Annotated in this window: 21 protein-coding genes and 1 tRNA gene; 15 read left to right on the forward strand and 7 right to left on the reverse strand. The window is 61.9% G+C overall.

What is annotated here, in order from left to right; all coding sequences use genetic code 11:
• Positions 1 to 152: 152 nt before the first annotated feature.
• Both PYR71_RS16205 and PYR71_RS16210 read right to left on the reverse strand, forming a co-directional pair.
• On the reverse strand, positions 153 to 830 hold the full coding sequence (locus PYR71_RS16205) for a cupin domain-containing protein (RefSeq protein ID WP_275620064.1): 678 nt from the start codon (positions 828 to 830) through the stop codon (positions 153 to 155).
• A gap of 351 nt (positions 831 to 1,181) precedes the next feature.
• Positions 1,182 to 1,373, reverse strand: a complete 192-nt coding sequence (locus tag PYR71_RS16210; protein WP_275620065.1) for a hypothetical protein — start codon at positions 1,371 to 1,373, stop codon at positions 1,182 to 1,184.
• Between PYR71_RS16210 and PYR71_RS31015 the strand changes: the two genes are divergently transcribed.
• The 7 genes from PYR71_RS31015 to hflX all read left to right on the forward strand — a co-directional run bounded on the left by PYR71_RS31015 (position 1,330) and on the right by hflX (position 9,261).
• Entirely contained in the window at positions 1,330 to 1,533 is a 204-nt protein-coding gene (locus PYR71_RS31015) for a DsbA family protein (protein WP_416340298.1), read from the forward strand. The two genes, PYR71_RS16210 and PYR71_RS31015, sit on opposite strands and share 44 nt — an antisense overlap.
• A 157-nt stretch (positions 1,534 to 1,690) precedes the next feature.
• Positions 1,691 to 2,680, forward strand: a complete 990-nt coding sequence (locus tag PYR71_RS16215) for a potassium channel beta subunit family protein (protein WP_275620066.1) — start codon at positions 1,691 to 1,693, stop codon at positions 2,678 to 2,680.
• Between the two features lie 218 nt (positions 2,681 to 2,898).
• Positions 2,899 to 5,169: a sensor histidine kinase NtrY-like gene (locus tag PYR71_RS16220; protein WP_097579202.1), complete on the forward strand. Its 2,271-nt coding sequence runs from the start codon at positions 2,899 to 2,901 to the stop codon at positions 5,167 to 5,169.
• Positions 5,159 to 6,523 (forward strand): nitrogen assimilation response regulator NtrX, encoded by a 1,365-nt coding sequence (gene ntrX / locus PYR71_RS16225; protein ID WP_038688769.1) that lies wholly within the window; start codon positions 5,159 to 5,161, stop codon positions 6,521 to 6,523. Before PYR71_RS16220 ends, ntrX begins: the two co-directional genes overlap by 11 nt.
• A gap of 119 nt (positions 6,524 to 6,642) precedes the next feature.
• The gene (locus PYR71_RS16230; protein ID WP_275620067.1) at positions 6,643 to 7,506 is read left to right on the forward strand and encodes a D-amino-acid transaminase; all 864 of its coding nucleotides are present in this window, start codon (positions 6,643 to 6,645) and stop codon (positions 7,504 to 7,506) included.
• Between the two features lie 109 nt (positions 7,507 to 7,615).
• Positions 7,616 to 7,858 carry an RNA chaperone Hfq gene (gene hfq, locus PYR71_RS16235; protein ID WP_003539403.1) on the forward strand — a complete coding sequence of 81 codons (243 nt, stop codon included), beginning with the start codon at positions 7,616 to 7,618 and terminating at the stop codon, positions 7,856 to 7,858.
• A 77-nt stretch (positions 7,859 to 7,935) separates the two neighbouring features.
• A complete protein-coding gene (hflX, locus tag PYR71_RS16240) occupies positions 7,936 to 9,261 on the forward strand; it encodes a GTPase HflX (RefSeq protein ID WP_275620068.1) in 1,326 nt (441 codons plus the stop codon).
• Between the two features lie 185 nt (positions 9,262 to 9,446).
• Here the strand turns inward: hflX and mazG are convergent, their stop codons facing one another.
• Both mazG and PYR71_RS16250 read right to left on the reverse strand, forming a co-directional pair.
• The gene (gene mazG / locus PYR71_RS16245) at positions 9,447 to 10,292 is read right to left on the reverse strand and encodes a nucleoside triphosphate pyrophosphohydrolase (RefSeq protein ID WP_275620069.1); all 846 of its coding nucleotides are present in this window, start codon (positions 10,290 to 10,292) and stop codon (positions 9,447 to 9,449) included.
• Between the two features lie 20 nt (positions 10,293 to 10,312).
• Positions 10,313 to 10,900, reverse strand: coding sequence for a deaminase (locus PYR71_RS16250; protein WP_275620070.1), 588 nt, complete (start codon positions 10,898 to 10,900; stop codon positions 10,313 to 10,315).
• A 266-nt stretch (positions 10,901 to 11,166) separates the two neighbouring features.
• Here PYR71_RS16250 and cysG point away from each other — a divergent pair, with 266 nt between their 5' ends.
• From cysG to PYR71_RS16275, 5 genes are read left to right on the forward strand one after another with little or no spacing between them, the layout of a single operon-like run.
• On the forward strand, positions 11,167 to 12,603 hold the full coding sequence (cysG, locus tag PYR71_RS16255; protein WP_275620071.1) for a siroheme synthase CysG: 1,437 nt from the start codon (positions 11,167 to 11,169) through the stop codon (positions 12,601 to 12,603).
• 2 nt (positions 12,604 to 12,605) lie between these two features.
• On the forward strand, positions 12,606 to 12,920 hold the full coding sequence (locus PYR71_RS16260; protein WP_038688777.1) for a DUF2849 domain-containing protein: 315 nt from the start codon (positions 12,606 to 12,608) through the stop codon (positions 12,918 to 12,920).
• Between the two features lie 8 nt (positions 12,921 to 12,928).
• Complete coding sequence (locus tag PYR71_RS16265; protein WP_275620072.1) at positions 12,929 to 14,599, forward strand: nitrite/sulfite reductase; 1,671 nt, start codon at positions 12,929 to 12,931, stop codon at positions 14,597 to 14,599.
• 10 nt (positions 14,600 to 14,609) lie between these two features.
• Positions 14,610 to 15,122, forward strand: coding sequence for a DUF934 domain-containing protein (locus tag PYR71_RS16270; protein ID WP_183915727.1), 513 nt, complete (start codon positions 14,610 to 14,612; stop codon positions 15,120 to 15,122).
• A 37-nt stretch (positions 15,123 to 15,159) separates the two neighbouring features.
• Entirely contained in the window at positions 15,160 to 16,371 is a 1,212-nt protein-coding gene (locus PYR71_RS16275; RefSeq protein ID WP_275620073.1) for a UbiH/UbiF family hydroxylase, read from the forward strand.
• Here PYR71_RS16275 and PYR71_RS16280 read toward each other — a convergent pair.
• Both PYR71_RS16280 and PYR71_RS16285 read right to left on the reverse strand, forming a co-directional pair.
• The gene (locus PYR71_RS16280; RefSeq protein WP_275620074.1) at positions 16,339 to 17,301 is read right to left on the reverse strand and encodes an AEC family transporter; all 963 of its coding nucleotides are present in this window, start codon (positions 17,299 to 17,301) and stop codon (positions 16,339 to 16,341) included. The two genes, PYR71_RS16275 and PYR71_RS16280, sit on opposite strands and share 33 nt — an antisense overlap.
• Before the next feature lie 47 nt (positions 17,302 to 17,348).
• Complete coding sequence (locus tag PYR71_RS16285; protein WP_183915721.1) at positions 17,349 to 18,098, reverse strand: cytochrome c biogenesis CcdA family protein; 750 nt, start codon at positions 18,096 to 18,098, stop codon at positions 17,349 to 17,351.
• Positions 18,099 to 18,305: 207 nt separating this feature from the next.
• Between PYR71_RS16285 and PYR71_RS16290 the strand changes: the two genes are divergently transcribed.
• Positions 18,306 to 18,381, forward strand: a tRNA-Lys gene (locus PYR71_RS16290).
• 847 nt (positions 18,382 to 19,228) lie between these two features.
• Here the strand turns inward: PYR71_RS16290 and PYR71_RS16295 are convergent.
• Complete coding sequence (locus PYR71_RS16295; protein WP_183915719.1) at positions 19,229 to 19,852, reverse strand: outer membrane protein; 624 nt, start codon at positions 19,850 to 19,852, stop codon at positions 19,229 to 19,231.
• A gap of 264 nt (positions 19,853 to 20,116) precedes the next feature.
• On the opposite strand from PYR71_RS16295, the gene PYR71_RS16300 reads away from it, so the two are divergent.
• Positions 20,117 to 20,287 carry a hypothetical protein gene (locus tag PYR71_RS16300; protein ID WP_183915717.1) on the forward strand — a complete coding sequence of 57 codons (171 nt, stop codon included), beginning with the start codon at positions 20,117 to 20,119 and terminating at the stop codon, positions 20,285 to 20,287.
• 346 nt (positions 20,288 to 20,633) lie between these two features.
• Positions 20,634 to 22,127 carry an FAD-dependent monooxygenase gene (locus PYR71_RS16305; RefSeq protein WP_275620075.1) on the forward strand — a complete coding sequence of 498 codons (1,494 nt, stop codon included), beginning with the start codon at positions 20,634 to 20,636 and terminating at the stop codon, positions 22,125 to 22,127.
• Positions 22,128 to 22,134: the final 7 nt, after the last annotated feature.

Genomic DNA, 22,134 nt, shown 5'->3' on the forward strand with positions numbered 1-22,134 from the left:
GGGCGGTGAGGGCAGTTCCATCAGATCAGCGTGTGAACGACTGCTGACACCACCCATGTGGCAGCGGCATGGCCCCGACAAGGAAAGCAGATTCAGTCGCGCTCGTCTCGCTGCCCGCCGTCAGTCAAAGACGCCGAGCACTAGGTGACCGGCTACGATGGCAGTTTCAGAACATCGGCATGCTGCAACGGTGCGTCTTTGATCCAGGCATAGGCACCCTGTGGTCCGGCGCTTGCCATCAGATTTTCGCCTTCGGGCAACCGCATCCAGCTCTGGGATCGAAGTCGCTCCGTTCCAACGGACAACTCGCCTTCGAGAACCAGCAGCTCCAATCCACGATGATTCGAAAGTTTGGTCGAGGCGCTGCGACCCCACCTTTGAAGATAGACCTGCTCGTGACCGTCATCGAACAGGATCGTTGCGCTGACGGCATCGTTTTGAAGTCCAGGCTCTCCTTCACCCGGTCTGCGCACGATTTGCGCCTCGTCACCCTCGCGAAACTGCCAGAGCTTGACGAAGATGGTGCACCCATCAGCAGATGCGGGCGCATGCGACGTACCCGGCGGATTGCGGAAGTATGATCCGGCCGGGAAACGACCGTGTTCGTCCTCGAATATCCCATCGAGCACCAATATTTCCTCACCGCCCGTGTGGGTATGAGAGGGAAATACGCTGCCTGCGGCATAGCGGACAATCGATGTCGCCCGGGCCACTTCCTCGCCGACGCGATAAAGCATCCGGCGATCGACCCCGCGAGCCGGACTGGCAACCCAATCCAGTTTCGCGGCATGCACGACTGTCGGCTTGGTGAAATCATCATTCAGACGCATCGTTCTTCTCCATCGTCAGCACCACCCGAAACCTGACGCCGCCGGACTTCTTCTATTCGAAAGGACGACAAGCCGGCCTTGAGCCGCGGTACCCGGCGTGAGTGCCGAAACCACCTGGAGGTCTCCGATGGTGGAAATAACAGCCTTCGCACTACCAAGGCCCTGCGGACATTCTACTGCGTTTTCCCTGGCTATATGGATACAATCATGGGCCGCGAACGAATCTGGCTTCGTCAGCAATCTCGTCGCCCCGTCCAATGGCAATCGCCTTGAAACCAATTGGGACCGAGACCGCCTATGCCGACAGTGGCCACGACGTCGACGGCGTCCGCGCCGCATTTCTTCAGCGCGTTAAAGGTCGCCAGACCCGCACAGGATCGGCGCGGTTTCCTCCTTCGTGAGTTTGTCGGTCATCGCGACAAGCCCGGTATTGCGGGCCATCATCATCTCGGCATAGCCGCAGTCACAGGAGAAGACGATCCGCGATATCGCCGCATCGGTGGTTTCGATAGGCCCGCTTTCGACCTGTTGGTTTCTGATCAATCAAATCCTCGATGGATTGAATAAATTCACGTTTCAGGCCCGTGAAGACTTCAACGTCGAGGGTACGCCGACATTCTTCGTCAATGGCAAGAAGTTTACCGGCGCACAATCGGTCGAGGTAATGAGAGCCACTATCGAGGAGGCATCAAAAGCGCATTGAACGTCTTTCTCGGGGCTGGTTTAAGGCAAGCTTGTTGCGCCGAGGCTCGCATATCGTTGTTCATGCGATAGATTAAGCCGGTCAGTCGTTGATCGATTGTGTGGTGTCGAGGCCGGTCACCGGCCGGCACATGTTCATAAATTGCGGGAGCTACATGATGGAATATCGTCGTTTGGGAAAGTCGGGCTTGCAGGTGAGCGAGTTCTCCTTTGGCTCATGGGTCACTTTCGGCAAGCAGGTAAACGGCGGCGACGCCGTCGACCTCATGCGGCTTGCCTACGATAACGGGGTGAACTTCTTCGACAATGCCGAAGGCTATGAAAGCGGCAAGTCCGAGATCGTCATGGGCGAGGCGCTCAGGTCGCTCGGTTGGAGCCGCGACAGCTTCGTCGTCTCCAGCAAGGTCTTCTGGGGAGGCCAGAAGCCGACGCAGCGCGGGCTGTCGCGCAAGCATGTGACCGACGCCTGCCATGCCGCGCTGAAGCGGCTTCAAGTCGACTATCTCGACCTCTATTTCTGCCATCGCCCTGACATCGACACACCGATCGAGGAAACGGTCCGGGCGATGCACGATCTCGTCGCTCAGGGCAAGGTGCTCTATTGGGGGACATCGGAATGGTCGGCGCAGCAATTGACGGAAGCCTACGCCGTGGCCCGGGACCTGCGCATCACGCCGCCGACGATGGAGCAGCCGCAGTACAACATCTTCGAGCGCCAGAAGGTCGAATCCGATTATCTCCCGCTCTACGACCTAATCGGCCTCGGCACCACCATCTGGTCGCCGCTCGCCTCGGGCGTTCTGACCGGCAAATACAATAACGGCGTCCCGGCCGACAGCCGCATGAACCTGCCGGGCTACGAATGGCTGAAGGAGAAGTGGTCCAGCGACGCCGGCCGCGCCCAGCTCCAACAGGTCGGCCAGCTCGCAAAACTCGCCGATGAGGTCGGCCTGTCGATCACCCATCTCGCCCTTCTGTGGTGCCTCGCCAATCCCAACGTCTCTACTGTCATTCTCGGCGCCTCACGCGCCAGCCAGCTGCAGGACAACCTTGCGGCCCTCTCGCACCGGCACAAGATGACGCCTGAGGTGATGGAGCGGATCGATGCGATTGCCGGAAATAAGCCGGAAGGTCCACGACGTTTCTGACGCATGTAGCGCAAGAGTGTCCGAGGCGGGACTCTGCCGGAGCTTGACAACGTGACGGCGCGCGTTGCATTTTCGCCACAATGCGTTGCTTAAAGGTCACGCAAGGGTTTTGGACATTTCGCTCCCGATCGAGTCGTTCCGGCGCTGGCTTTCTCAAGCCGGCGTTGTCTGGTTTCGATCGAAGGGCAGGGCGGCAGGGCCGTCTGAAGAGAGGCCGAATGACGCAGGATGGGGTAGCGCCGGCGGCGGCGGGCGAGGCGGTGACGACGGTGACCGATCGCCGCGCCCTTTTTGCCGTGCCCGGCCTCGTGCTCGCCGGCGGCGCGCTTCTCTGCGCCACGATCACGCTTTTCATACTTCTCGGCCTGACGCCGATTGCGCCGACCTCGCACGTCGTCATCACCTCGGTGATCGTCAACTCCTTCTTCGTGCTGACGCTGCTGGCGCTGATCGGCCGCGAGGTGGCAAGGCTGCTTAAAGCCCGCACCAGGGGCAGAGCGGCCGCGCGGCTGCACATCCGCATCGTCGTGCTCTTCTCCATCGTTGCGATCACGCCGGCGATCCTTGTCGCCATCTTTGCCAGCATCACGCTGAATGCCGGCCTCGACCGCTGGTTTGCCCTGCGCACCCAGTCGATCGTCAGCTCGTCGCGCAATATCGGCCAGGCCTATATGATGGAGAACGCCAGCTACCTGCAGGGGCAGACGGTTTCCATGGCCAACGACCTGGAGCGCAACCGCGCCCTCTACAGTCTGGACCGGACGGGGTTCGCCGAGTTGATGACGCGCCAGGCGAGAGGGCGCGGCCTGCTCGGCGCCTTCCTTGTCGAAAGCGACGGTTCAGTGGTCGTCCAAGCCGATATCACCACGGAAAAACCGTTGCCGGCCATTCCACAGGACGCGCTGCAAAAGGCCGCGGCCGGCCAGCCGACGCTGATCCCGCCCGGTGTCACCAACCTCGTCGGCGCCATCATCAAGCTCGATGCCATCCAAGGCACCTTCCTCTACACGGTGCGCGCCGTCGATCCCAAGGTCATGGGCGCCATGCGCATGATGGAGGAGAACGCCACCGAATACCGCTCGATGGAGGCCAACCGTTTCTCGCTGCAGATCGCCTTTGCAGTGCTTTACATCGGCTTTGCGCTGATCGTGCTCTTGGCAGCGATCTGGACGGCGATCGCCGTTGCCGACCGCATCGTCCGGCCGATCCGGCTGCTGATCACCGCAGCCGACAGCGTCGCCTCGGGCAATATGGATATCGTGGTGCCCGTGCATGCCGTTGACGGCGACGTCGCCAATCTGTCGCGCACCTTCAACAAGATGATCTCGGAAATCCGCACCCAACGCGACGAGATCCTTGAGGCCAAGGACGAGGTGGACGACCGGCGGCGCTTCATCGAGGCGGTGCTATCAGGTGTCACCGCCGCCGTCATCGGCGTCGAGCAGGACCGACGCATCGCCATCGTCAACAGTTCGGCCGAGACGCTGATGTCATTGTCGGCCGACGCGATGCTCGGCAAGCAGCTGGCAGACATTGCGCCGGAGGTCGATCAGGTGCTGACCGAGGCGGCGGTGCGCCATCGCGGCGATTTCCGCAAGCAGATCGCGCTGGTGCGCGGCGGCACGGTCAGGACGCTGAGCGTCCAGGTCACTCGTGAGGAAGTACGTGACATGAGCGAATCCTACGTGATTACGCTCGACGACATCACCGACCTCGTCATCGCTCAGCGCTCGACCGCCTGGGGCGATGTAGCACGGCGCATCGCCCATGAGATCAAGAACCCGCTGACGCCGATCCAACTTTCGGCCGAGCGCATCCAGCGCCGCTACGGAAAGCAGATCGACCAGGACGACCGCACGGTGTTCGACCAGTGCACCGATACGATCATCCGCCAGGTCGGCGATATCGGCCGCATGGTCGACGAATTCTCCGCCTTCGCCCGCATGCCGAAGCCGACCAAGGAGCCGAGCGACCTGCGCGATATCCTGCGCGACGCGATCTTCTTGCGCGAGATGGGCAACCAGCATGTCGCCTTCCAGCAGGATTTCGGGGACCAGCCGCTGGAGGGCCTGTTCGACAGCCGCATGCTCGGCCAGGCCTTCGGAAATCTCATCAAGAATGCCGTAGAGGCGATCGAGGCGGTTCCGAGCGACGAACGTGACGAGCGCAAGATTCTCGTCCGCGCCGCTCTCGATGCCGCCCGCGACCGCTTCACTGTCGACGTGATCGACAACGGCCGCGGCCTTCCGGTCGAGAACCGTCACAGCATTCTGGAGCCCTATATGACGATGCGCGAGAAGGGCACCGGCCTTGGCCTCGCCATCGTCAAGAAGATCATCGAGGAACATGGCGGGCAGCTTGAGTTGCACGATGCGCCCGCCGATTTTGACCGGGGAAGAGGGGCCATGATCCGCGTGCATCTGCCACGCCTGGATCCGACGCCTGCCGCTCCCGCAGCCAATGACAAGGAAAGCGTTTATGGCCTCTGATATTCTCGTCGTCGATGACGAGCATGATATTCGCGAGATCGTTTCCGGCATTCTCTCGGACGAGGGACACGAGACCCGCACGGCCCATGACAGCGACAGCGCGCTGGCGGCGATCTCCGACCGCGTGCCGCGGCTGATCTTCCTCGATATCTGGATGCAGGGCAGCAAGCTCGACGGCCTGTCGCTGCTCGACGAGATCAAGACCCGCCATCCCGATCTGCCGGTGGTGATGATCTCGGGCCATGGCAACATCGAGACCGCCGTCTCGGCGATCAAGCGCGGCGCCTTCGATTTCATCGAGAAGCCGTTCAAGGCCGACCGGCTGATCCTGATTGCCGAACGGGCGCTCGAAAATTCCAAGCTCAAGCGCGAGGTTTCCGAGCTGAAGCGCCGCACCGGCGATGCCCTGGAGCTGATCGGCACCTCGGTCGCCGTTTCGCAGTTGCGCCAGACGATCGAGAAGGTCTCGCCGACCAACAGCCGCATCATGATTCTTGGGGCCTCCGGCTCCGGCAAGGAGCTGGTGGCGCGGATGATCCACAAGAAGTCGGCCCGAGCCAACGGCCCCTTCGTGGCGATCAACGCTGCCAACATCACGCCCGATCGTATGGAAGTGGCGCTGTTCGGAACCGAGGGCACGCCCGGCCAGGCCCGCAAGATCGGCGCGCTCGAGGAAGCCCATCGCGGCATCCTCTATCTCGACGAGGTCGGCGAGATGCCGCGCGAGACGCAGAACAAGATCCTGCGCGTGCTGGTCGACCAGCAGTTCGAACGCGTCGGCGGTTCCAAGCGCGTCAAGGTCGATGTCCGCATCATTTCCTCCACCGCCTATAATCTCGAGAGCCGCATCGCCGAAGGCTGGTTCCGCGAGGATCTCTATCATCGCCTCGCCGTCGTCCCGGTGCGTGTGCCGGCGTTGGCCGAGCGGCGCGAGGACATTCCCTTCCTCGTCGATCAGCTGATGCGGCAGATTTCCGAACAGGCCGGCATTCGTCCGCGCCGCATCGGCGACGACGCCATGGCCGTGCTGCAGGCGCATGACTGGCCGGGCAATATCCGCCAACTGCGCAATAATATCGAGCGGCTGATGATCCTTGCCCGCACCGACGGGCCGGACGCGCCGATCACCGCCGACATGTTGCCGACCGATCTCGGCGACATGCTGCCGAAGGTTTCGGCCAAGAACGACTATCACATCATGACGCTGCCGCTGCGCGAAGCCCGCGAGATGTTCGAGAAGGATTATCTGATCGCCCAGATCAACCGCTTCGGCGGCAATATTTCGCGCACCGCCGAATTCGTTGGCATGGAGCGCTCGGCACTGCACCGCAAGCTGAAGTCGCTCGGCGTCTAAAGCATGATGCCGAAAAGTGTGAGCGGTTTTCGGACAACATCATGCTCCACTTTTTGATCTAACAGGCGCGGCCGCCGCCGCGCCACCCCCTATATTGCCCCCGGAAGATCAGGTTTCCCATGCCGAGAATTGCCTATGTGAACGGCCGTTACGTCAAGCATTCCGATGCCACCGTGCATATCGAGGATCGAGGCTACCAGTTCGCCGACGGCGTCTATGAGGTTTGCGAGGTCCGACACGGCTATATCGTCGACCTCACGCGTCATCTGAACCGTCTCGACCGGTCGCTCGGTGAGCTCCGCATCGCCTGGCCGATGGGCCGGGCGGCGCTGACGCAGGTCATTCGCGAGACTTTGCGCCGCAACCATGTCCGCAACGGGCTTTTCTACCTGCAGGTGACGCGCGGTGTCGCCCGCCGCGATCATGTCTTCCCGGCCGAGGGCACGCCGCCGTCGCTTGTCATCACCGCCAAGAGCACCGACCCGAAGATCATAGCCGCCAAGAACACTAACGGCATCAAGGCGATCACCGTTGCCGACAACCGCTGGGACCGCGTCGACATCAAGTCCGTCGGCCTGCTGCCGAACGCCATGGCCCGCCAGCAGGCCAAGGAAGTCGGCGCCCAGGAGGCGATCTATGTCGACGCCGACGGCATGGTGAAGGAAGGGGCGGCGACCAATGTCTGGATCGTTGACCGGGACGGAACGCTGGTGACGCGGCCCGCCGAACACGGCATTCTGCGCGGCATTACCCGTACCACCTTGATGGATGTCGCAACGAAGTTGAGCCTGAAGGTCGCCGAGCGGAATTTCTCCGTTTCAGAGATGCTCGCGGCCCGCGAGGTTTTCCTGACGGCAGCCACAAGTATCTGTTTTCCGGTGGTTTCCGTCGATGGCCAGGCCATTGCCAACGGTCATCCCGGCAGCGTCTCGCAGAAAGTCCGCGAAGCCTTTTTCGACGTTGCGGAAAAGATTGCGATTTGATACCAAGATTTGCTGGACCGGTGGAATGAGGGTGCTTCCGGTCTTGCATGGTGAGGTGATTGATATTCTACCGGCCAATCAGGTCGGCAATAAAGAAAGAAGCGGCGCGATGGCGGAACGTTCTCAGAATTTGCAGGACTTATTTCTCAATACTGTTCGCAAGCAAAAGATTTCCCTGACAATCTTTTTGATCAACGGCGTGAAACTCACGGGCGTTGTTACCTCTTTCGACAATTTCTGTGTTCTTCTTCGTCGTGACGGCCACTCGCAGCTGGTGTATAAGCATGCGATTTCGACGATCATGCCGGGTCAGCCGATGCAGATGTTCGAGAGTGAAGAAGCCGCGTCCTAACAGGATCAGCCGTTATTTCGACACGCGATACCAAGAACGATTCGATCATCCCTGAGGCAGCGAAGCACAGGGATGACATGCGCGCGACCGTCGTCGTGCCGGTTTTGAAATCACGCAGCCGCGGCGGCCAGACCGAATCGGCCTCGACCCGCACGCCGGAAAGCCGGCTGGAAGAGGCGACGGGCCTTGCCCAGGCGATCGACCTCGATGTCGTCAACGGCCAGGTCGTGCCGGTCAATGATCCGCGACCGGCGACACTGCTCGGCACCGGCAAGATTGAGGAGATCAAGGCGCTACTCGACGAGCGCGATTCCGGTCTGGTCATCGTCGATCATCCGCTGACGCCGGTGCAGCAGCGCAATCTCGAAAAGGAATGGAACGCCAAGGTCATCGACCGCACCGGCCTCATCCTCGAAATCTTCGGCCGCCGCGCCTCCACCAAGGAGGGCACGCTGCAGGTCGATCTGGCGCATCTGAATTATCAGAAGGGCCGGCTGGTTCGCAGCTGGACCCACCTTGAACGCCAGCGCGGTGGCGGCGGCTTCATGGGCGGCCCCGGCGAAACCCAGATCGAAGCCGACCGGCGGCTGCTGCAGGACCGCATCATCAAGCTCGAACGTGAGCTGGAGCAGGTCGTGCGCACCCGCCAGCTGCATAGGGCCAAGCGACGCAAGGTGCCGCACCCGATCGTGGCGCTCGTCGGTTATACCAATGCCGGCAAGTCGACGCTGTTCAACCGCATCACCGGCGCCGGCGTGCTGGCCGAAGACATGCTCTTTGCCACGCTCGACCCGACGCTTCGCCGCATGAAGCTGCCGCATGGCCGCACCGTCATCCTGTCCGACACTGTCGGCTTCATCTCCGACCTGCCGACCCATCTCGTCGCCGCCTTCCGGGCGACGCTGGAAGAGGTGCTCGAAGCCGATCTCATCCTGCATGTCCGCGATATGTCGGATGACGACAACCAAGTGCAGAGCTCCGATGTGATGCGCATCCTCGGCGATCTCGGAATCGATGAGGCTGAAGCGGAGAAGCGGCTGATCGAGGTCTGGAACAAGATCGACCGGCTGGAGCCCGAGGTGCATGGCGCCATGGTGCAGAGGGCTGCCGGCGCCAGCAACGTCGTCGCCGTCTCCGCCGTCAGCGGCGAGGGCGTCGACACGCTGATGGACGAGATCAGCCGCAGGCTCTCCGGCGTCATGACCGAAACGACGATCCGCCTTCCGGTCGACAAGCTGGCGCTGCTGCCCTGGCTCTACGGCCACGCAATCGTCGATGCCCGCGAGGACAACGAGGACGGCTCGATCACCCTCGACCTGCGCCTGTCCGAAACCGAAGCCGCCGAACTCGAACGCCGCATCGGCAATGGGCCGAAGCCGCCGCGCGAGGATTGGGAGCGGTGACGCATTCCCTTCTCCCCAGCGGGGAGAAGGTGGCCCGAAGGGTCGGATGAGGGGGCCACACGGTACGCCCTTCATGCTCCCTTCGCTTGCGCTTCGTGCATTCGCTCCTGCCGTCGCTCACCCCCTCATCTGCCTGCCGGCATCTTCTCCCCGCTAGGGAGAAGGGAGATGTGGCTACGTTGTGCTCACTCAACCTCAGCCACGAGCGCTCTTTCAATCGCCTTCGCCGACTGCCAGATCTCCTCCATCCGCTCCAGGCTGGCCGCTTCCAGCGTCTCGCCTTCCGCTTCAAGAACATTCTCGATGTGATTGAATCGACGTCTGAATTTCATATTCGTTCCCCGAAGCGCCTGCTCCGGATCGGTCTTCACATGCCGGCCGATATTGACGACGGCGAAGATCAAGTCGCCGAGCTCGTCGCTGACCTTGGCCCGGTCGCCGTCGCGCAGCGCCACCCGCAATTCGCCGATCTCCTCCTCGATCTTGTCGAGGATCGGCTCCGGCGCCGACCAGTCGAAGCCGACTTTGGCGGCGCGTTCCTGCAGCTTCAGCGCTTCCGTCAAAGCCGGGAAGCTGCGCTGCACCGAGCCGAGGAAGCCGCCCTTGAAATCCTCGGTAATCCCCCGCCTTGCCCGGCGCTCGGCGCGCTCGCGTTTTTCCGCCTGCTTGATCTCGTCCCACTGGATCTTCACCGCGTCGGGTGTATCCGCCTCTGAGCGGGCAAAGACATGCGGATGGCGGCGGATCATCTTGGTGGTGATGGCGTTGACCACGTCTCCGAAGGAGAATTCGCCGGCCTCCTCGGCCATGCGGGCATGGAAGACCACCTGCAGCAGCAGGTCGCCGAGCTCGTCGCAGAGATCGTCCATATCGCCGCGCTCGATTGCGTCCGAAACCTCATAGGCCTCTTCGATCGTATAGGACTTGATCGTGTGAAAATTCTGTTCGATGTCCCAGGGGCAGCCAGTCTCGGGATGGCGCAATGCCGCCATGATTTCGATCAGTCGCGAAATGTCTTTTGAAGGTTCCATGGTGCCTCGGTTCAGCATCCTCAGTTGAGGGGAATATCGTTGGCGCTCTTTGACGACTGGTAGCTGGCCGACAATGCGTCGTAGCGCGCCTTGATCCGGGCGGTCTGCGCCTTGAGCGCCGTCTTCAGCGAAGGCTCTTCGGTCTCGACGAGATCGGCGACCGCAAAGCTGTTCCAGAAGGTGTTCTGCCTGCGATAGCCGCCGGGTTCAAGCCCGAAGACTTCCTTGAGGATCTTCAGGTCGTGCGGAATGGCGAAGGCATCGCGAGAATCCTCATGACTGAAGAAATAGTAGAAATTGTCGAAGCCCGCCCAGGTGATCGCCGACATGCACATGGTGCAAGGTTCGTGAGTCGACAGGAAGATCAAATCCTTGGTCGCCGGCTTGTCGCCAAGTTCGTAGAAGCGCTTCAGCGTATGCACCTCGCCGTGCCAGAGCGGGTTCTCCAACTCGTTGTTGGTCTCGGCGACGACGAGCGACAGATCGGATTTGCGCAGGATCGCCGCGCCGAACACCTTGTTGCCAAGCGAAACGCCTCGTTCGGTGAGCGGCAGGATATCGTCCTCGATCACCGAAAGCAGGCGGGCGGCGATGGTCTTGTCAGGCATTGGCGTCTCCGGTTTTTCCCAGTCTATCGCCTTGGAGGCACGAACGAAATGCGCCATACGCCGGTGGACGCCGTTTACCACAGGCTTTATACTGCACCGCAACAAAGAGAGTGGGAACAGGTAGTTTTCATCAGCACGGTTGACTTTTCTCAAATCGCCGATGGTGCGAGCAAAACAATACGCGCTTGCTGGGGCTTTGGAATTTCTGTTCCTTCAATCACTTGCCGATCACGGGCATATTCTGGCAACTTCGAAGTGGATTGATGATGTCTCCCAAGACTGAGCAGCTTTCGGTATTTCCAGCCTTCTTTCGCGTGGAGGGCCAGAAAACGGCTGTCTTTGGCAATGGCGACGAAGCCTTCGCCAAGGTGCGGCTGCTGCTCAATACGCGCGCGCGGATCGTCGCCTATGCCGAGAAGCCAGAAGCCGATTATCATGCCTTCCTGATCGCCAATCGCATCGAGACCGTGCGTGCGGGCTTTTCCGCCGAGCAGGTCAAGGGTTCGGCGCTCGTCTTCGCCGCCACCGGCGATGAAGCTGATGACCGCGAGATCGTCGATGCGGCCCGCGCCGCCAGCATCCCGGCCAATGCCGTCGATCAGCCCGATTACTGCGATTTCTTCACCCCGGCGCTGGTCAATCGCGCCCCGGTCGCGGTTGCGATCGGCACGGAAGGGGCGGGACCGGTTCTGGCGCAGATGATCCGTGCGCAGATCGATCAGCTTCTTTCTCCATCGCTTGGGCGTCTGGCTGCGCTGGCGACGAGCTACCGCAAGGCCGTCGAACAGCTCGTGCCCCGCGGCGTTTCCCGCCGTGTCTTCTGGCGCCGCTTCTTTTCCGGCGCCGTTGCCGATGCAGTTGCCAACGGCAACCTGCCGCAAGCCCGCCAAGCCGCCGACCGGCTGCTGGGGTCTATGGACAGGGTCGCGGGCCATGTCTGGCTGGTCGGCGCCGGTCCGGGGGCTGAGGATCTGCTGACGCTACGCGCACATCGCGTAATGATGGAAGCCGACGTCATCGTTTTTGACGCGCTCGTGCCGCAGGCGATCGTCGATATGGGCCGCCGTGACGCCGAGCGCCTTTCGGTCGGCAAGCGCAAGGGCTGCCATTCGAAATCGCAGGAGGAGATCAACGAGCTGCTGGTCGAGCTCGGCCGTCAGGGGAAACGTGTCGTTCGGCTCAAGTCCGGCGACCCGCTGGTCTATGGCCGGGCAGGGGAAGAGATGGCGGCGCTGCGCGCTGCCGGCATCACCTATGAGGTCGTGCCCGGCATCACTTCGGCCTTCGCCGCCGCTGCCGATTTCGAGTTGCCGCTGACGCTGCGCGGAGTCGCTTCGTCACTGGTCTTCACCACGGGCCATGATCTCACCGGCGATGTGCTGCCCGATTGGGCGAGCCTTGCCGTCTCCGGCGCGACGATCGCGGTCTATATGGGCCGCACGGTTGCCGCCTCCGTCGCCGAGCGGCTGATGCAGGCGGGCATTCCCGCCGAAACGACAGTCGCCGTCATCGAAAACGCCAGCCGCGCGGAGCGCCGCCTGCTGCATGGCACGCTTGCCGATCTGCCGGATCTGCAGCACCGCGACGAGTTGACCGGCCCTGTCATGGTCATTATCGGCGATGCGGTCGCCGGCGCCAATTTCGAACTGTCCGAGCCGCTGGTGCGTGCGAACGCCCGGCTCGAGGAACTTGCAAGGAGCTGAATATGGTAGACAAGGTTCTGACGGCCAACCGGCTGACGGACGGCATCGCCGTCTGGCTGGATGCGAACGGAAAATGGTCCACCTCGCTGCAGGAGGCGCTTGTCGCTCGTCACAACGAAGCCGTCGAAGCGCTGGAGGCGATCGGCAAGAAATCCTATGCCGACAACGAAGTCGTTGACGTCGCCGTCGTCGACGTTCAGGAAACCAATGGCATTCTCTGGCCGCTGCGGCTTCGTGAGCGCATCCGCGCGCAGGGGCCGACCATGGAATACGCACCGGGCTACGCTCCTGCCGATCCCGAATTCATTGCAGTCTGAGGAAGACGATGTACCGTTACGACGAATTTGACCATGCCTTTGTCAGCGAGCGTGTCGAGCAGTTCCGCGATCAGGTTCAGCGCCGCCTTTCCGGCGAGCTTGCCGAGGACGCTTTCAAGCCGCTGCGCCTGATGAACGGCGTATACCTGCAGCTTCATGCCTATATGCTGCGCATTGCCATTCCCTACGGCACGCTGAGCGCGCGCCAGATGCGCATGCTCGCCCATATCGCCCGCACCTATGACCGCGGCTATGGCCACTTCACCACGCGCCAGAATCTGCAGTTCAACTGGCCTAAGCTGTCGGAAATCCCCGATGCGCTCGCCGACCTCGCCAGCGTCGAGATGCATGCGCTGCAGACCTCGGGCAACTGCATCAGAAACGTGACGGCCGATCACTTCGCCGGTGCTGCCGCCGACGAGGTCGCCGATCCGCGTCCTTATGCCGAAATCCTGCGCCAATGGTCTTCGGTCCACCCGGAATTCTCCTTCCTGCCGCGCAAATTCAAGATCGCCGTCACCGGCGCCGAGCGCGACCGCGCCGCCATTCAGGTCCATGATATCGGCCTGCACCTGAAGAAGAACGACAAGGGCGAGATCGGTTTTGCCGTCTATGTCGGCGGTGGCCAGGGCCGCACGCCGATGATCGCCAAGCTGATCCGCGACTTCCTGCCCGAGGAGGATCTGCTCTCCTACACCACGGCGATCGTGCGTGTGTACAATCTGCACGGCCGCCGCGACAACAAGTACAAGGCCCGCATCAAGATCCTGGTGCACGAAACCGGCACCGAGGAGCTGACGCGCCAGGTGGAAGCCGAATTCGCGGCGCTCAAGAATAGCGAACTGAAGCTGCCCGAACAGGATGTCGAGGCGATCGCCGCCTATTTCGCGCTGCCTGATCTGCCTGAGCGCGCCGAAGGCTGGGAAAACCTCGCCCGCTGGAAGAAGGCCGATCCGGCTTTCGCCCGCTGGGTCCAGCAGAATGTGCAGCCGCACAAGAACCCTGATTACGGCATGGTGACGATTTCGCTGAAACCGATCGGCGGCATTCCGGGCGACGCCACCGACGCGCAGATGGATGCAATCGCCGATCTCGCCGAGGAATATGCATTCGACGAAATCCGCGTCAGCCACGAACAGAACCTGATCCTGCCGCATGTGGCGCTGGCCGATCTCGAAGCCATCTATCGCGGCCTCGTCGCCATCGATCTCGCCGAAGCCAATGCCGGCCTGATCACCGATATTATTGCCTGTCCGGGGCTGGACTATTGCGCGCTCGCCAATGCGCGCTCCATTCCGGTGGCGCAGGAAATCTCCCGCCGCTTCGGCAATCCCGAACGCCAGGCTGAGATCGGCGAGCTGAAGATCAAGATCTCCGGCTGCATCAATGCCTGCGGCCACCACCATGTCGGCCATATCGGCCTGCTTGGTGTGGAGAAGAAGGGCGCCGAACTCTATCAGATCACGCTCGGCGGCTCCGGCGACGAACATACCTCGATCGGCGAAATCATCGGCCGCGGCTTCGAGCCGGACCGGGTGACGGATGCGATCGAGACGATCGTCGACACCTATCTCGGCTTGCGCCTCGATCCGTCCGAGACCTTCCTCGCCGCCTACCGCCGTGTCGGTCCGCAGCCCTTCAAGACTGCGCTCTACGGCTCGGCTGCCGAAGCGGCATAAGGAGGGGATGATGACGAAGATCTGGAAAGAAACCGGTTTTGTCGAGAACGATCCTTGGGTGATCGAGACCGACGAAGTGAAGGCGAGTGGCGAGCAGAAGCCGCTGCTCGGCCTCGACGAGCTGATCGCCAAGGCCGACGAAAGCAACGATATCGGCCTTGGCGTGCTGATCAAGCCGGCTGACGACGTGCGCCGGCTGGAGCCCTATCTCTCTCGCCTTGACATCATCGCCGTCGCCTTCCCGGCCTTCAACGACGGCCGTGCCTTCAGCCATGCCTCGCTGCTGCGCCAGCGCTTGGGCTACACCAACGAGCTGCGCGCCGTCGGCGACGTGCTGATCGACCAGGTGCCGCTGATGCTGCGCGTCGGCATCGACAGTTTCTCGGTCAGCAACGCCACAGCACTGAAGCGGCTTTCCGAAAACCGTCTTCCCGCCATTCCCCATCATTATCAGCCGGCGGTGCGTGACGCCGAAGCCGGCAAGGGCTATAGTTGGCGCCGTCAGGCGAAGCCGGCCGCATAAGCGGCCGGTCCGCCTCTTGCGATGGCGGAACAATAGCATGAAGACATTTGAAATCGCGGTGATCGGTGGCGGTCTCGCCGGCATGATCGCGGCAATCGCGCTGGCGCGCGGCGGCCGCAGCGTGGCGCTGGTTGCATCGGTTGCCGCTAAGGAGGACCGGCGCACGACGGCGCTGATGGATCAATCCATCCGCTTCCTCGATCGGCTGACGCTCTGGGACAAGCTGCGCCCGGCGGCAGCACCTCTGACCAGCATGCGCATCATCGACGGCACCGACCGGCTGCTGCGCGCGCCGACGACGACATTCCGCGCCGCCGAAGTCGGCCTCGATGCCTTCGGATATAATTTCCCCAACAAAGCGCTGACCGACATCCTCGAACAGGCCACGGCCGGCGAGGGCAATATCAGCCGCTTCACCGATATGGCCGAATCGATCGAGATCTCGGCCGAGAGCGTGTCGATCACGGTTGCCGGCGGTGATACCTTCGCGGCCGATTTTGCCGTCGGTGCCGACGGCCGCGGTTCGAAGCTGCGCGAGACATCCGGGATCGGCGTGCGCAACTGGTCCTATCCGCAATCGGCCATGGTGATGAATTTCGCCCATTCCCTGCCGCACCAGAACATCTCGAGCGAATTCCACACCAAACACGGCCCCTTCACCCAGGTGCCGCTGCCGGGAAGCCGCTCCAGCCTCGTCTGGGTGCAGGATCCCGCTGAGGCGGCCGCCCGCATCGAATTGCCGCTGGCCGAACTCGGCCGCCTTGTCGAGGCGCAGATGCAGTCCATGCTCGGCAAGGTCGATGTGGAGGAGGGCGTCCAGCTCTGGCCGCTGTCGGGCATGATGGCGCATTGCTTCGGCAAGGGGCGTATCGCGCTGATCGGCGAGGCCGCCCACGTTTTCCCCCCGATCGGGGCGCAAGGGCTGAACCTTAGCCTCCGCGATATCATGGCGCTTGTCGACATCCTCTGCGACAGGGCGGAATTGCCGGTGCCGGCCGATGCCGGCGACAGCTTCGACCGCAAACGCCGCGGCGACATCATGACGCGCACCGCCAGTGTCGATCTTCTCAACCGCTCGCTGCTTTCGGATTTCCTGCCGGTGCAGATGCTGCGGGCTGCCAGCCTGCATATCCTCTCGGCCATTCCGCCGCTGCGCAACCTCGTCATGCGCGAGGGCATCGAGCCCGGCCGGGGCTTCCGTGACATTCCCGATTCCTTAAAGGAAAAGCTGAAGCGGAAGAAGGCCTGAGCGGATCGCGATCAGCCAGAGCGAAACGCTTGCCACCGAAAGCACCGTCGTGATCAGGATCGTCGCCGAGGCGCGCTCCTGCCACACCCCATATTGCTGCCCGATGACGAAGACGTTGGTCGCCGTCGGCAATGAGGCGAGCAGGACCGCGGCCTGGATCCAGACCGGCTCAAAACCGCCGACGGCCGTCAGCGCCAGGAAAACCGCGATGGGATGCAGGACCAGTTTGGCCGGCACGATGTAGCCGATCTCCGCGGGAACCCGTTTCAGCGGCCGCAGCGCCAGGGTCACGCCCATGGCAAACAGCGCGCAGGGCGCCGCTGCCTGGGCGAGGTAATCCACCAGGCGCTGAAACGCCGGCGGCTGGTCGAGATGCAGGGCAGCCACCGAAAAGCCTGCCGCTGTCGACAGGATGAAGGGATGCAGCGCCACCTTGCGGGCAATATCGGCGGCAAGCCGGCCCGCTGAACGCTTGTCGTCGCCGGCCGCCGCCATCAACGCCGGCGCGACGATGAAATGCAGCGCGTTCTCGAAACAGATGATCAGCGCCACCGGCACGGCGGCACCTTCGCCGAGCGCCAGCAGCGCCAGGCCCGGCCCCATATAGCCGATATTGCCATAGGCGCCGGCAAAGGACTGGATGGTGCAATCATCAAGCGGATTGCCGCGGACGAAACGGCCGATGGCAAAGAGCAGGACGAACACCGCATAGGTCGCGGCAATATCGGTGACGATGAAGTCGACCCGCGTCAGCTCTTCGATCGGCGTGCGCGAAACGAGCTTGAAGAACAAAGCGGGCAGGGCGGCATAGATGATGAAGGTATTCAGCCAGCCGAGCGCCTCGGCCGGCTGCTTCGTCGCCTTGGCGGCGATGTAACCGATCAGGATCAGGCCGAAGAACGGCAGGAGCAGGCTGACGATATCGGCCAAAGGTCTTCCAGTACGCGAGGATGAGCGGCGGGGTAGGGAGAACCGGTTTAGCCGATTTGCATCAGGATCGGAAAGGTCTGCTGGAACCAGATCGCCACATCGCTGACCCAGCCGAACAGGAAGGCGAGGCCGGTGAGGATGAGGAAGACGCCCATCACCTTTTCCACCGTGCCGAGATGGCGGCGGAAGCGCGACAGGAAGCGCATGAAGGCGCCGGAAAAGCCGGCGGCGATCCAGAAGGGAATTGCGAGACCGAGCGAATAGACGGCGAGCAACCCGGCGCCGGAGCCGACCGTCTCGCGCGAGGCGGCGACACCGAGGATCGCGCCGAGCACCGGGCCGATGCAGGGCGTCCAGCCAAAGGCGAAGGCCAGGCCCATGACATAGGCGCCCGTCAGTGTCGCCGGCTTGCCACCGCTCTGGAAGCGCGCCTCGCGGGCGAGCAGCCCGATTCGGAAGAGACCGAGGAAATTCAACCCCATGACGATGATGATCAGCCCGCCGATCTTGGAGAGCAGGTCGAGATGCTGGCGCAGGGCCATGCCGATGCTGGACGCCCCGGCGCCGAGCGTCACGAAGACGGTGGCAAAGCCGAGCGTGAAGAGCAGCGCCGAGAACAGCACGCCGCGCCTGATATCGGGCGCCACCGCAACCGCCGAGCCGCCGCGGAACTGCTCGACGGATATTCCCGCCATATAGCAGAGATAGGGCGGGACGAGGGGAAGCACGCAGGGCGAAAGAAAGGAAAGCGCCCCGGCTATCAACGCGCTCCACAGGGAAATATCGGCAATCGACACGCATTCTCTCCGGCTGCAATCTGCGCCCTGTTCCTAGCTTTGCGAGGCCGCGATTGCCAATCACCTTTTTGCGCTTGGCACCGATGTGTCGCGCATGCGCAAGAAATGTGCCGATCACTGGAAAAAGCAGAATTTTTCGGTTGACCGCAATGGGTCGCCTGCCTATGTTCCGCCCACTTCCAGCCGGGGTGCTTACCTGCGGAAAGGGAGAGCGTAGCTCAGCCGGTAGAGCAACTGACTTTTAATCAGTAGGTCTCGGGTTCGAACCCCGACGCTCTCACCATAAATCAAAGACTTACAAGAAAATATGTAACTTTTGCGACCCTCGTAGGGTCACAGGCGTCACACGCCTAATCCGTCGTACGCTTCTGCATCGTCGCATTCATCGGCGCGATGATTGACCCATCATTTGATGACGAGGGATGGCGGGAGCCCTATCTAGCCAGGTTTGGACGCGTAGGCCTGCGGAGAAAACGAGTAACTGCATTCTTGGCCGAGATCTGAATCGGGGGTGTAATCACGCCTGTTCCAAGGTACTGTCGCTCTTTATTCGTCAGGGAGAGTGTTTCGGTGAAGCCAAAGCCGCCGCCATTAGTCTCCCTTGTGATCAAACCAAGCAACTCCGCCTCTGTATCACAGGGAGAATATTGATCTTCCAAGACCTCGACACTGCCACCTTTGTCAGCGATCTCGCCAAGGTCTTGATATCCACGCGAAGCCCTTACCCAAATAGCCGACAGCCAAACGTGAGAGCATTACCCCATCGCGTCTAAGAGTGAATATTACAATTTCTCGGTATGAAAATTTTCACTTGTATCAAGCCGCCCTCGCAACAAGAGCAGGACCGATGATGCCCCGCGATCTCAGGCGAGACATGTGGCAAAGACAGCCACCGAGAATCGATGCCCGAGAAATCCGGCGAAATCGGATCTGCAAAGTGGCGCCGAGCGGGACAGTCGCCTCAGGGCAGCGGGAGGTGAGAGTAATCACTTCTTTTCGATCGGCGCGCGGCTCACCGTTAAACGGTCTGGCCCCATATGGCGCGCGTGAACCGCGACGTGACTCGGAGGAATAAAAAAGCCCCGCCGAAAACGGCGAGGCTCTGATGCTACCGATCCGAGGAAGTCTTATTAGAACTTCACACCGATACCGAACTTCAGTTCGTGCTGATCGAGGTCGACATCAACGCCCAGGATGTCTTTTTCGCCGTAGTCGTTGAAGCGATATTCGCCGCGGGCGAAGATGTTGTTGGTGATGGCAAAGTCGACGCCGGCACCGACGGTGTAACCGTTGAACGTCTCGGTTTCCTTGTCGAGACCGGGCGCATCGACGTAACCGCGGGTGGCGGCCCAGCCGGCTGCGCCGTAAATCAGAGCCCTATCAAAGGCGTAGCCAACACGACCGCGAACGGCTCCAGCCCAATCCGTCCCGATTTCTGCGCCGAGCGCGTCCTCTTCATTCCAATTGTATTCGAGGTTTCCTTCGATGCCCACGACAAAGTTATCGAACTGGAAGTTGTAACCTGCGAACCCGCCGAAGACGCCGCCGTTAAAATCCTCAGAGGCAGAGGCACCGCCGGCGCTGAAATCACCGTTCAACCAAGCGGCGCCGCCATCGATACCGAAATACGGACCCGACCAGGTGAAAACAGGTGCTGCCGCAACCGGGGCGGTCGGGGCCTCCTGAACGACATCGGCCGCGAACGCAGTGGTAGCGACAAGTGCGAGAAAGGTAGTGGCGATAGTTAACTTCATTTTCGTACCCCATGGAGCTAAATTAGCACCATAAGATATAGCAGCCGTTCAACAGAAGGCTGTAGCGGTAATGACACACTCGCCAAATTGTGCGCTATCGCACGAGTTATTTTATCGCCGAGAGAGAGCGGGCCGAAGCCGGCGTCGTCAGAAATTGTCCTGATGCGGGCACACGGATCGTCGATTTCCTTTCCGAAACATCCAACCCCGGAACCAAACGCGCTCGCATTCGCTTTGACGATTGAGCAATTTTGGAGATCCCACATGGAAAAGACACCCAAAACCGCAATCCGCGGAATGATGTTATACGTGCTCGCTCTCATCGTCTTGGGCGTTCTGGCGGGCGCTGTCTACACGATCTATGGCCATCCCGCAGATCCCTCGGAGCGGCCGGCGGCTGAGACCATTCCGCAAAAGGCCACAGCTCCACAGTGAGCGGCACACCATGCCAGCGTCCTTGGTCGCCCTTCGAGAAGGAATGGTGAAACGGAAGGCGTTTTGCCAAAGCCGGCGCTGACCCGGTCTGGTCGTGTAGAAGCGCCTGGGTTCTGCGACGGGAAGCCGCAAAAGCGGCAACGAAAAGGGCTTTGGAAGGCAAGGCGGAAATCCTGACGCAAGTCCTTCCCACCAGTAGGAAGCTTATATTTATAGGGGGAACAACCTGCGACAGGGGAATTCGGCACCTTGGCAGACCCGATCAAACTGCAGGAACACCCACCCGGGCAGCTCGACCCGGAACGCCGAGACGTTATCTAGACAGTCGCAGCAGAGGAGTTTGCGGATGAGGGAACATGCGGTCGTGATTGCTGGAGGCGGGCCGACGGGGCTGATGCTGGCCGGCGAACTGGCCTTGGCGGGCATCGATGTCGCCATTGTCGAGCGTCGCTTGAACCAGGAGGTCGTCGGTTCGCGTGCTGGCGGCCTGAGTGCGCGCACGCTCGAGGTTTTGGATCAGCGGGGCATCGTCGAGCGGTTTCTGGCGGAAGGGCAGATCGCCCAGGTCACCGGTTTCGCGGTCACGCGGCTGGATATCAGCGATTTTCCAACGCGGCACAATTACGGGCTGGCGCTGCGGCAGAAGCATATCGAGCGCATTCTCGCCGGCTGGGTCGACGAGCTGCCGGTTGTGATCTATCGCGGTTGCGAACTGACGGGCTTCGTGCAGGACGCTTCCGGTCTGACCATCGAACTCTCCGACGCTTCGGAAATCCGGGCAAGCTATCTCGTCGGCTGCGATGGCGGCCGCAGCCTGGTTCGCAAGATGGCCGGCATTGATTTTCCCGGATGGGACGCGACGACCAGCAATATTCTCGCCGAGGCCGAGATGGAGGAGGAGCCGCCGCTCGGCGTCCATCGCACGGCGCTCGGCATGCATGCCTTCGGCCGCGAGGATTATGAAATTCGCGACGGCAAGGTCGTGTTTGCCAGCGAAGGCCCGATCAATGTCATGGTGACGGAAAAGAATGCCGGCGCGGCAGGCGAGCCGACGCTCGGCGATCTCAGGCAAGCGCTGATCGCCGCCTGCGGAACGGATTATGGAATCCATGGTCTCAAGTGGATTTCCAGGTTCACCGACATGTCGCGGCAGGCGGCAGCCTATCGCAAGGGCCGGGTTTTCCTGGCGGGTGACGCCGCGCATGTGCATTCGCCGGTGGGCGGGCAGGGGCTCAACACCGGCGTGCAGGACGCCGTCAATCTCGGCTGGAAGCTTGCCCAGGTGGTGAAGGGACTATCGCCTGAGTCCCTGCTCGATACTTATCATGCCGAGCGACATCCGGTCGCCGCCCGCGTGTTGCGCACGACAATGGCCCAGGTCGCCCTGCAGCGCACTGATGACCGCACCGAAGCCCTCAGAGATATCGTGCTGGAGCTGCTTGGGCTGGAGGAGGCCCGCAAGACGATCGCCGGCGAAATGTCCGGACTTGCCCTCCGCTACGATCTCGGCGAAGGGCACCCGCTGCTCGGCCGCCGCATGCCCGACTTCGACCTCGCCACGCCTGACGGGTCCATCCGTGTCTTTGCGCTGCTTAGAGACGCGCGGCCGGTGCTGTTGAATCTCGGCGCAGCCGGCGGCCTCGACATCGCGCCATGGTCAGGCCGCGTTCGACTGGTTCAGGCGAGCTACGGCGGTCCGTGGGAGCTGCCGGTGCTCGGGGCGGTCTCGGCGCCGAGCGCGGTGCTGATCCGACCCGACGGATATGTGGCATGGGTCGGCCAGGGGACGCAGGATGGTCTTCACGACGCGATGATCGCCTGGTTCGGACTACCCGGCTGAGATGCTC

The sequence above is a fragment of the Rhizobium mulingense genome, assembly GCF_029194105.1.
Lineage (GTDB): Bacteria > Pseudomonadota > Alphaproteobacteria > Rhizobiales > Rhizobiaceae > Rhizobium > Rhizobium mulingense.

What these genes read in the sequence shown, in the direction of transcription:
- PYR71_RS16220 (WP_097579202.1), top strand. Translation starts at nt 2,899, where the DNA reads ATGACGCAGGATGGGGTAGCGCCGGCGGCGGCGGGCGAGGCGGTGACG.
- PYR71_RS16215 (WP_275620066.1), top strand. Translation starts at nt 1,691, where the DNA reads ATGGAATATCGTCGTTTGGGAAAGTCGGGCTTGCAGGTGAGCGAGTTC.
- PYR71_RS16250 (WP_275620070.1), bottom strand. Translation starts at nt 10,900, where the DNA reads ATGCCTGACAAGACCATCGCCGCCCGCCTGCTTTCGGTGATCGAGGAC.
- PYR71_RS16230 (WP_275620067.1), top strand. Translation starts at nt 6,643, where the DNA reads ATGCCGAGAATTGCCTATGTGAACGGCCGTTACGTCAAGCATTCCGAT.
- cysG (WP_275620071.1), top strand. Translation starts at nt 11,167, where the DNA reads ATGTCTCCCAAGACTGAGCAGCTTTCGGTATTTCCAGCCTTCTTTCGC.
- PYR71_RS16270 (WP_183915727.1), top strand. Translation starts at nt 14,610, where the DNA reads ATGACGAAGATCTGGAAAGAAACCGGTTTTGTCGAGAACGATCCTTGG.
- mazG (WP_275620069.1), bottom strand. Translation starts at nt 10,292, where the DNA reads ATGGAACCTTCAAAAGACATTTCGCGACTGATCGAAATCATGGCGGCA.
- PYR71_RS16205 (WP_275620064.1), bottom strand. Translation starts at nt 830, where the DNA reads ATGCGTCTGAATGATGATTTCACCAAGCCGACAGTCGTGCATGCCGCG.
- PYR71_RS16265 (WP_275620072.1), top strand. Translation starts at nt 12,929, where the DNA reads ATGTACCGTTACGACGAATTTGACCATGCCTTTGTCAGCGAGCGTGTC.
- hflX (WP_275620068.1), top strand. Translation starts at nt 7,936, where the DNA reads ATGCGCGCGACCGTCGTCGTGCCGGTTTTGAAATCACGCAGCCGCGGC.
- PYR71_RS16275 (WP_275620073.1), top strand. Translation starts at nt 15,160, where the DNA reads ATGAAGACATTTGAAATCGCGGTGATCGGTGGCGGTCTCGCCGGCATG.
- hfq (WP_003539403.1), top strand. Translation starts at nt 7,616, where the DNA reads ATGGCGGAACGTTCTCAGAATTTGCAGGACTTATTTCTCAATACTGTT.
- PYR71_RS16300 (WP_183915717.1), top strand. Translation starts at nt 20,117, where the DNA reads ATGGAAAAGACACCCAAAACCGCAATCCGCGGAATGATGTTATACGTG.
- PYR71_RS16260 (WP_038688777.1), top strand. Translation starts at nt 12,606, where the DNA reads ATGGTAGACAAGGTTCTGACGGCCAACCGGCTGACGGACGGCATCGCC.
- ntrX (WP_038688769.1), top strand. Translation starts at nt 5,159, where the DNA reads ATGGCCTCTGATATTCTCGTCGTCGATGACGAGCATGATATTCGCGAG.
- PYR71_RS16295 (WP_183915719.1), bottom strand. Translation starts at nt 19,852, where the DNA reads ATGAAGTTAACTATCGCCACTACCTTTCTCGCACTTGTCGCTACCACT.
- PYR71_RS16305 (WP_275620075.1), top strand. Translation starts at nt 20,634, where the DNA reads ATGAGGGAACATGCGGTCGTGATTGCTGGAGGCGGGCCGACGGGGCTG.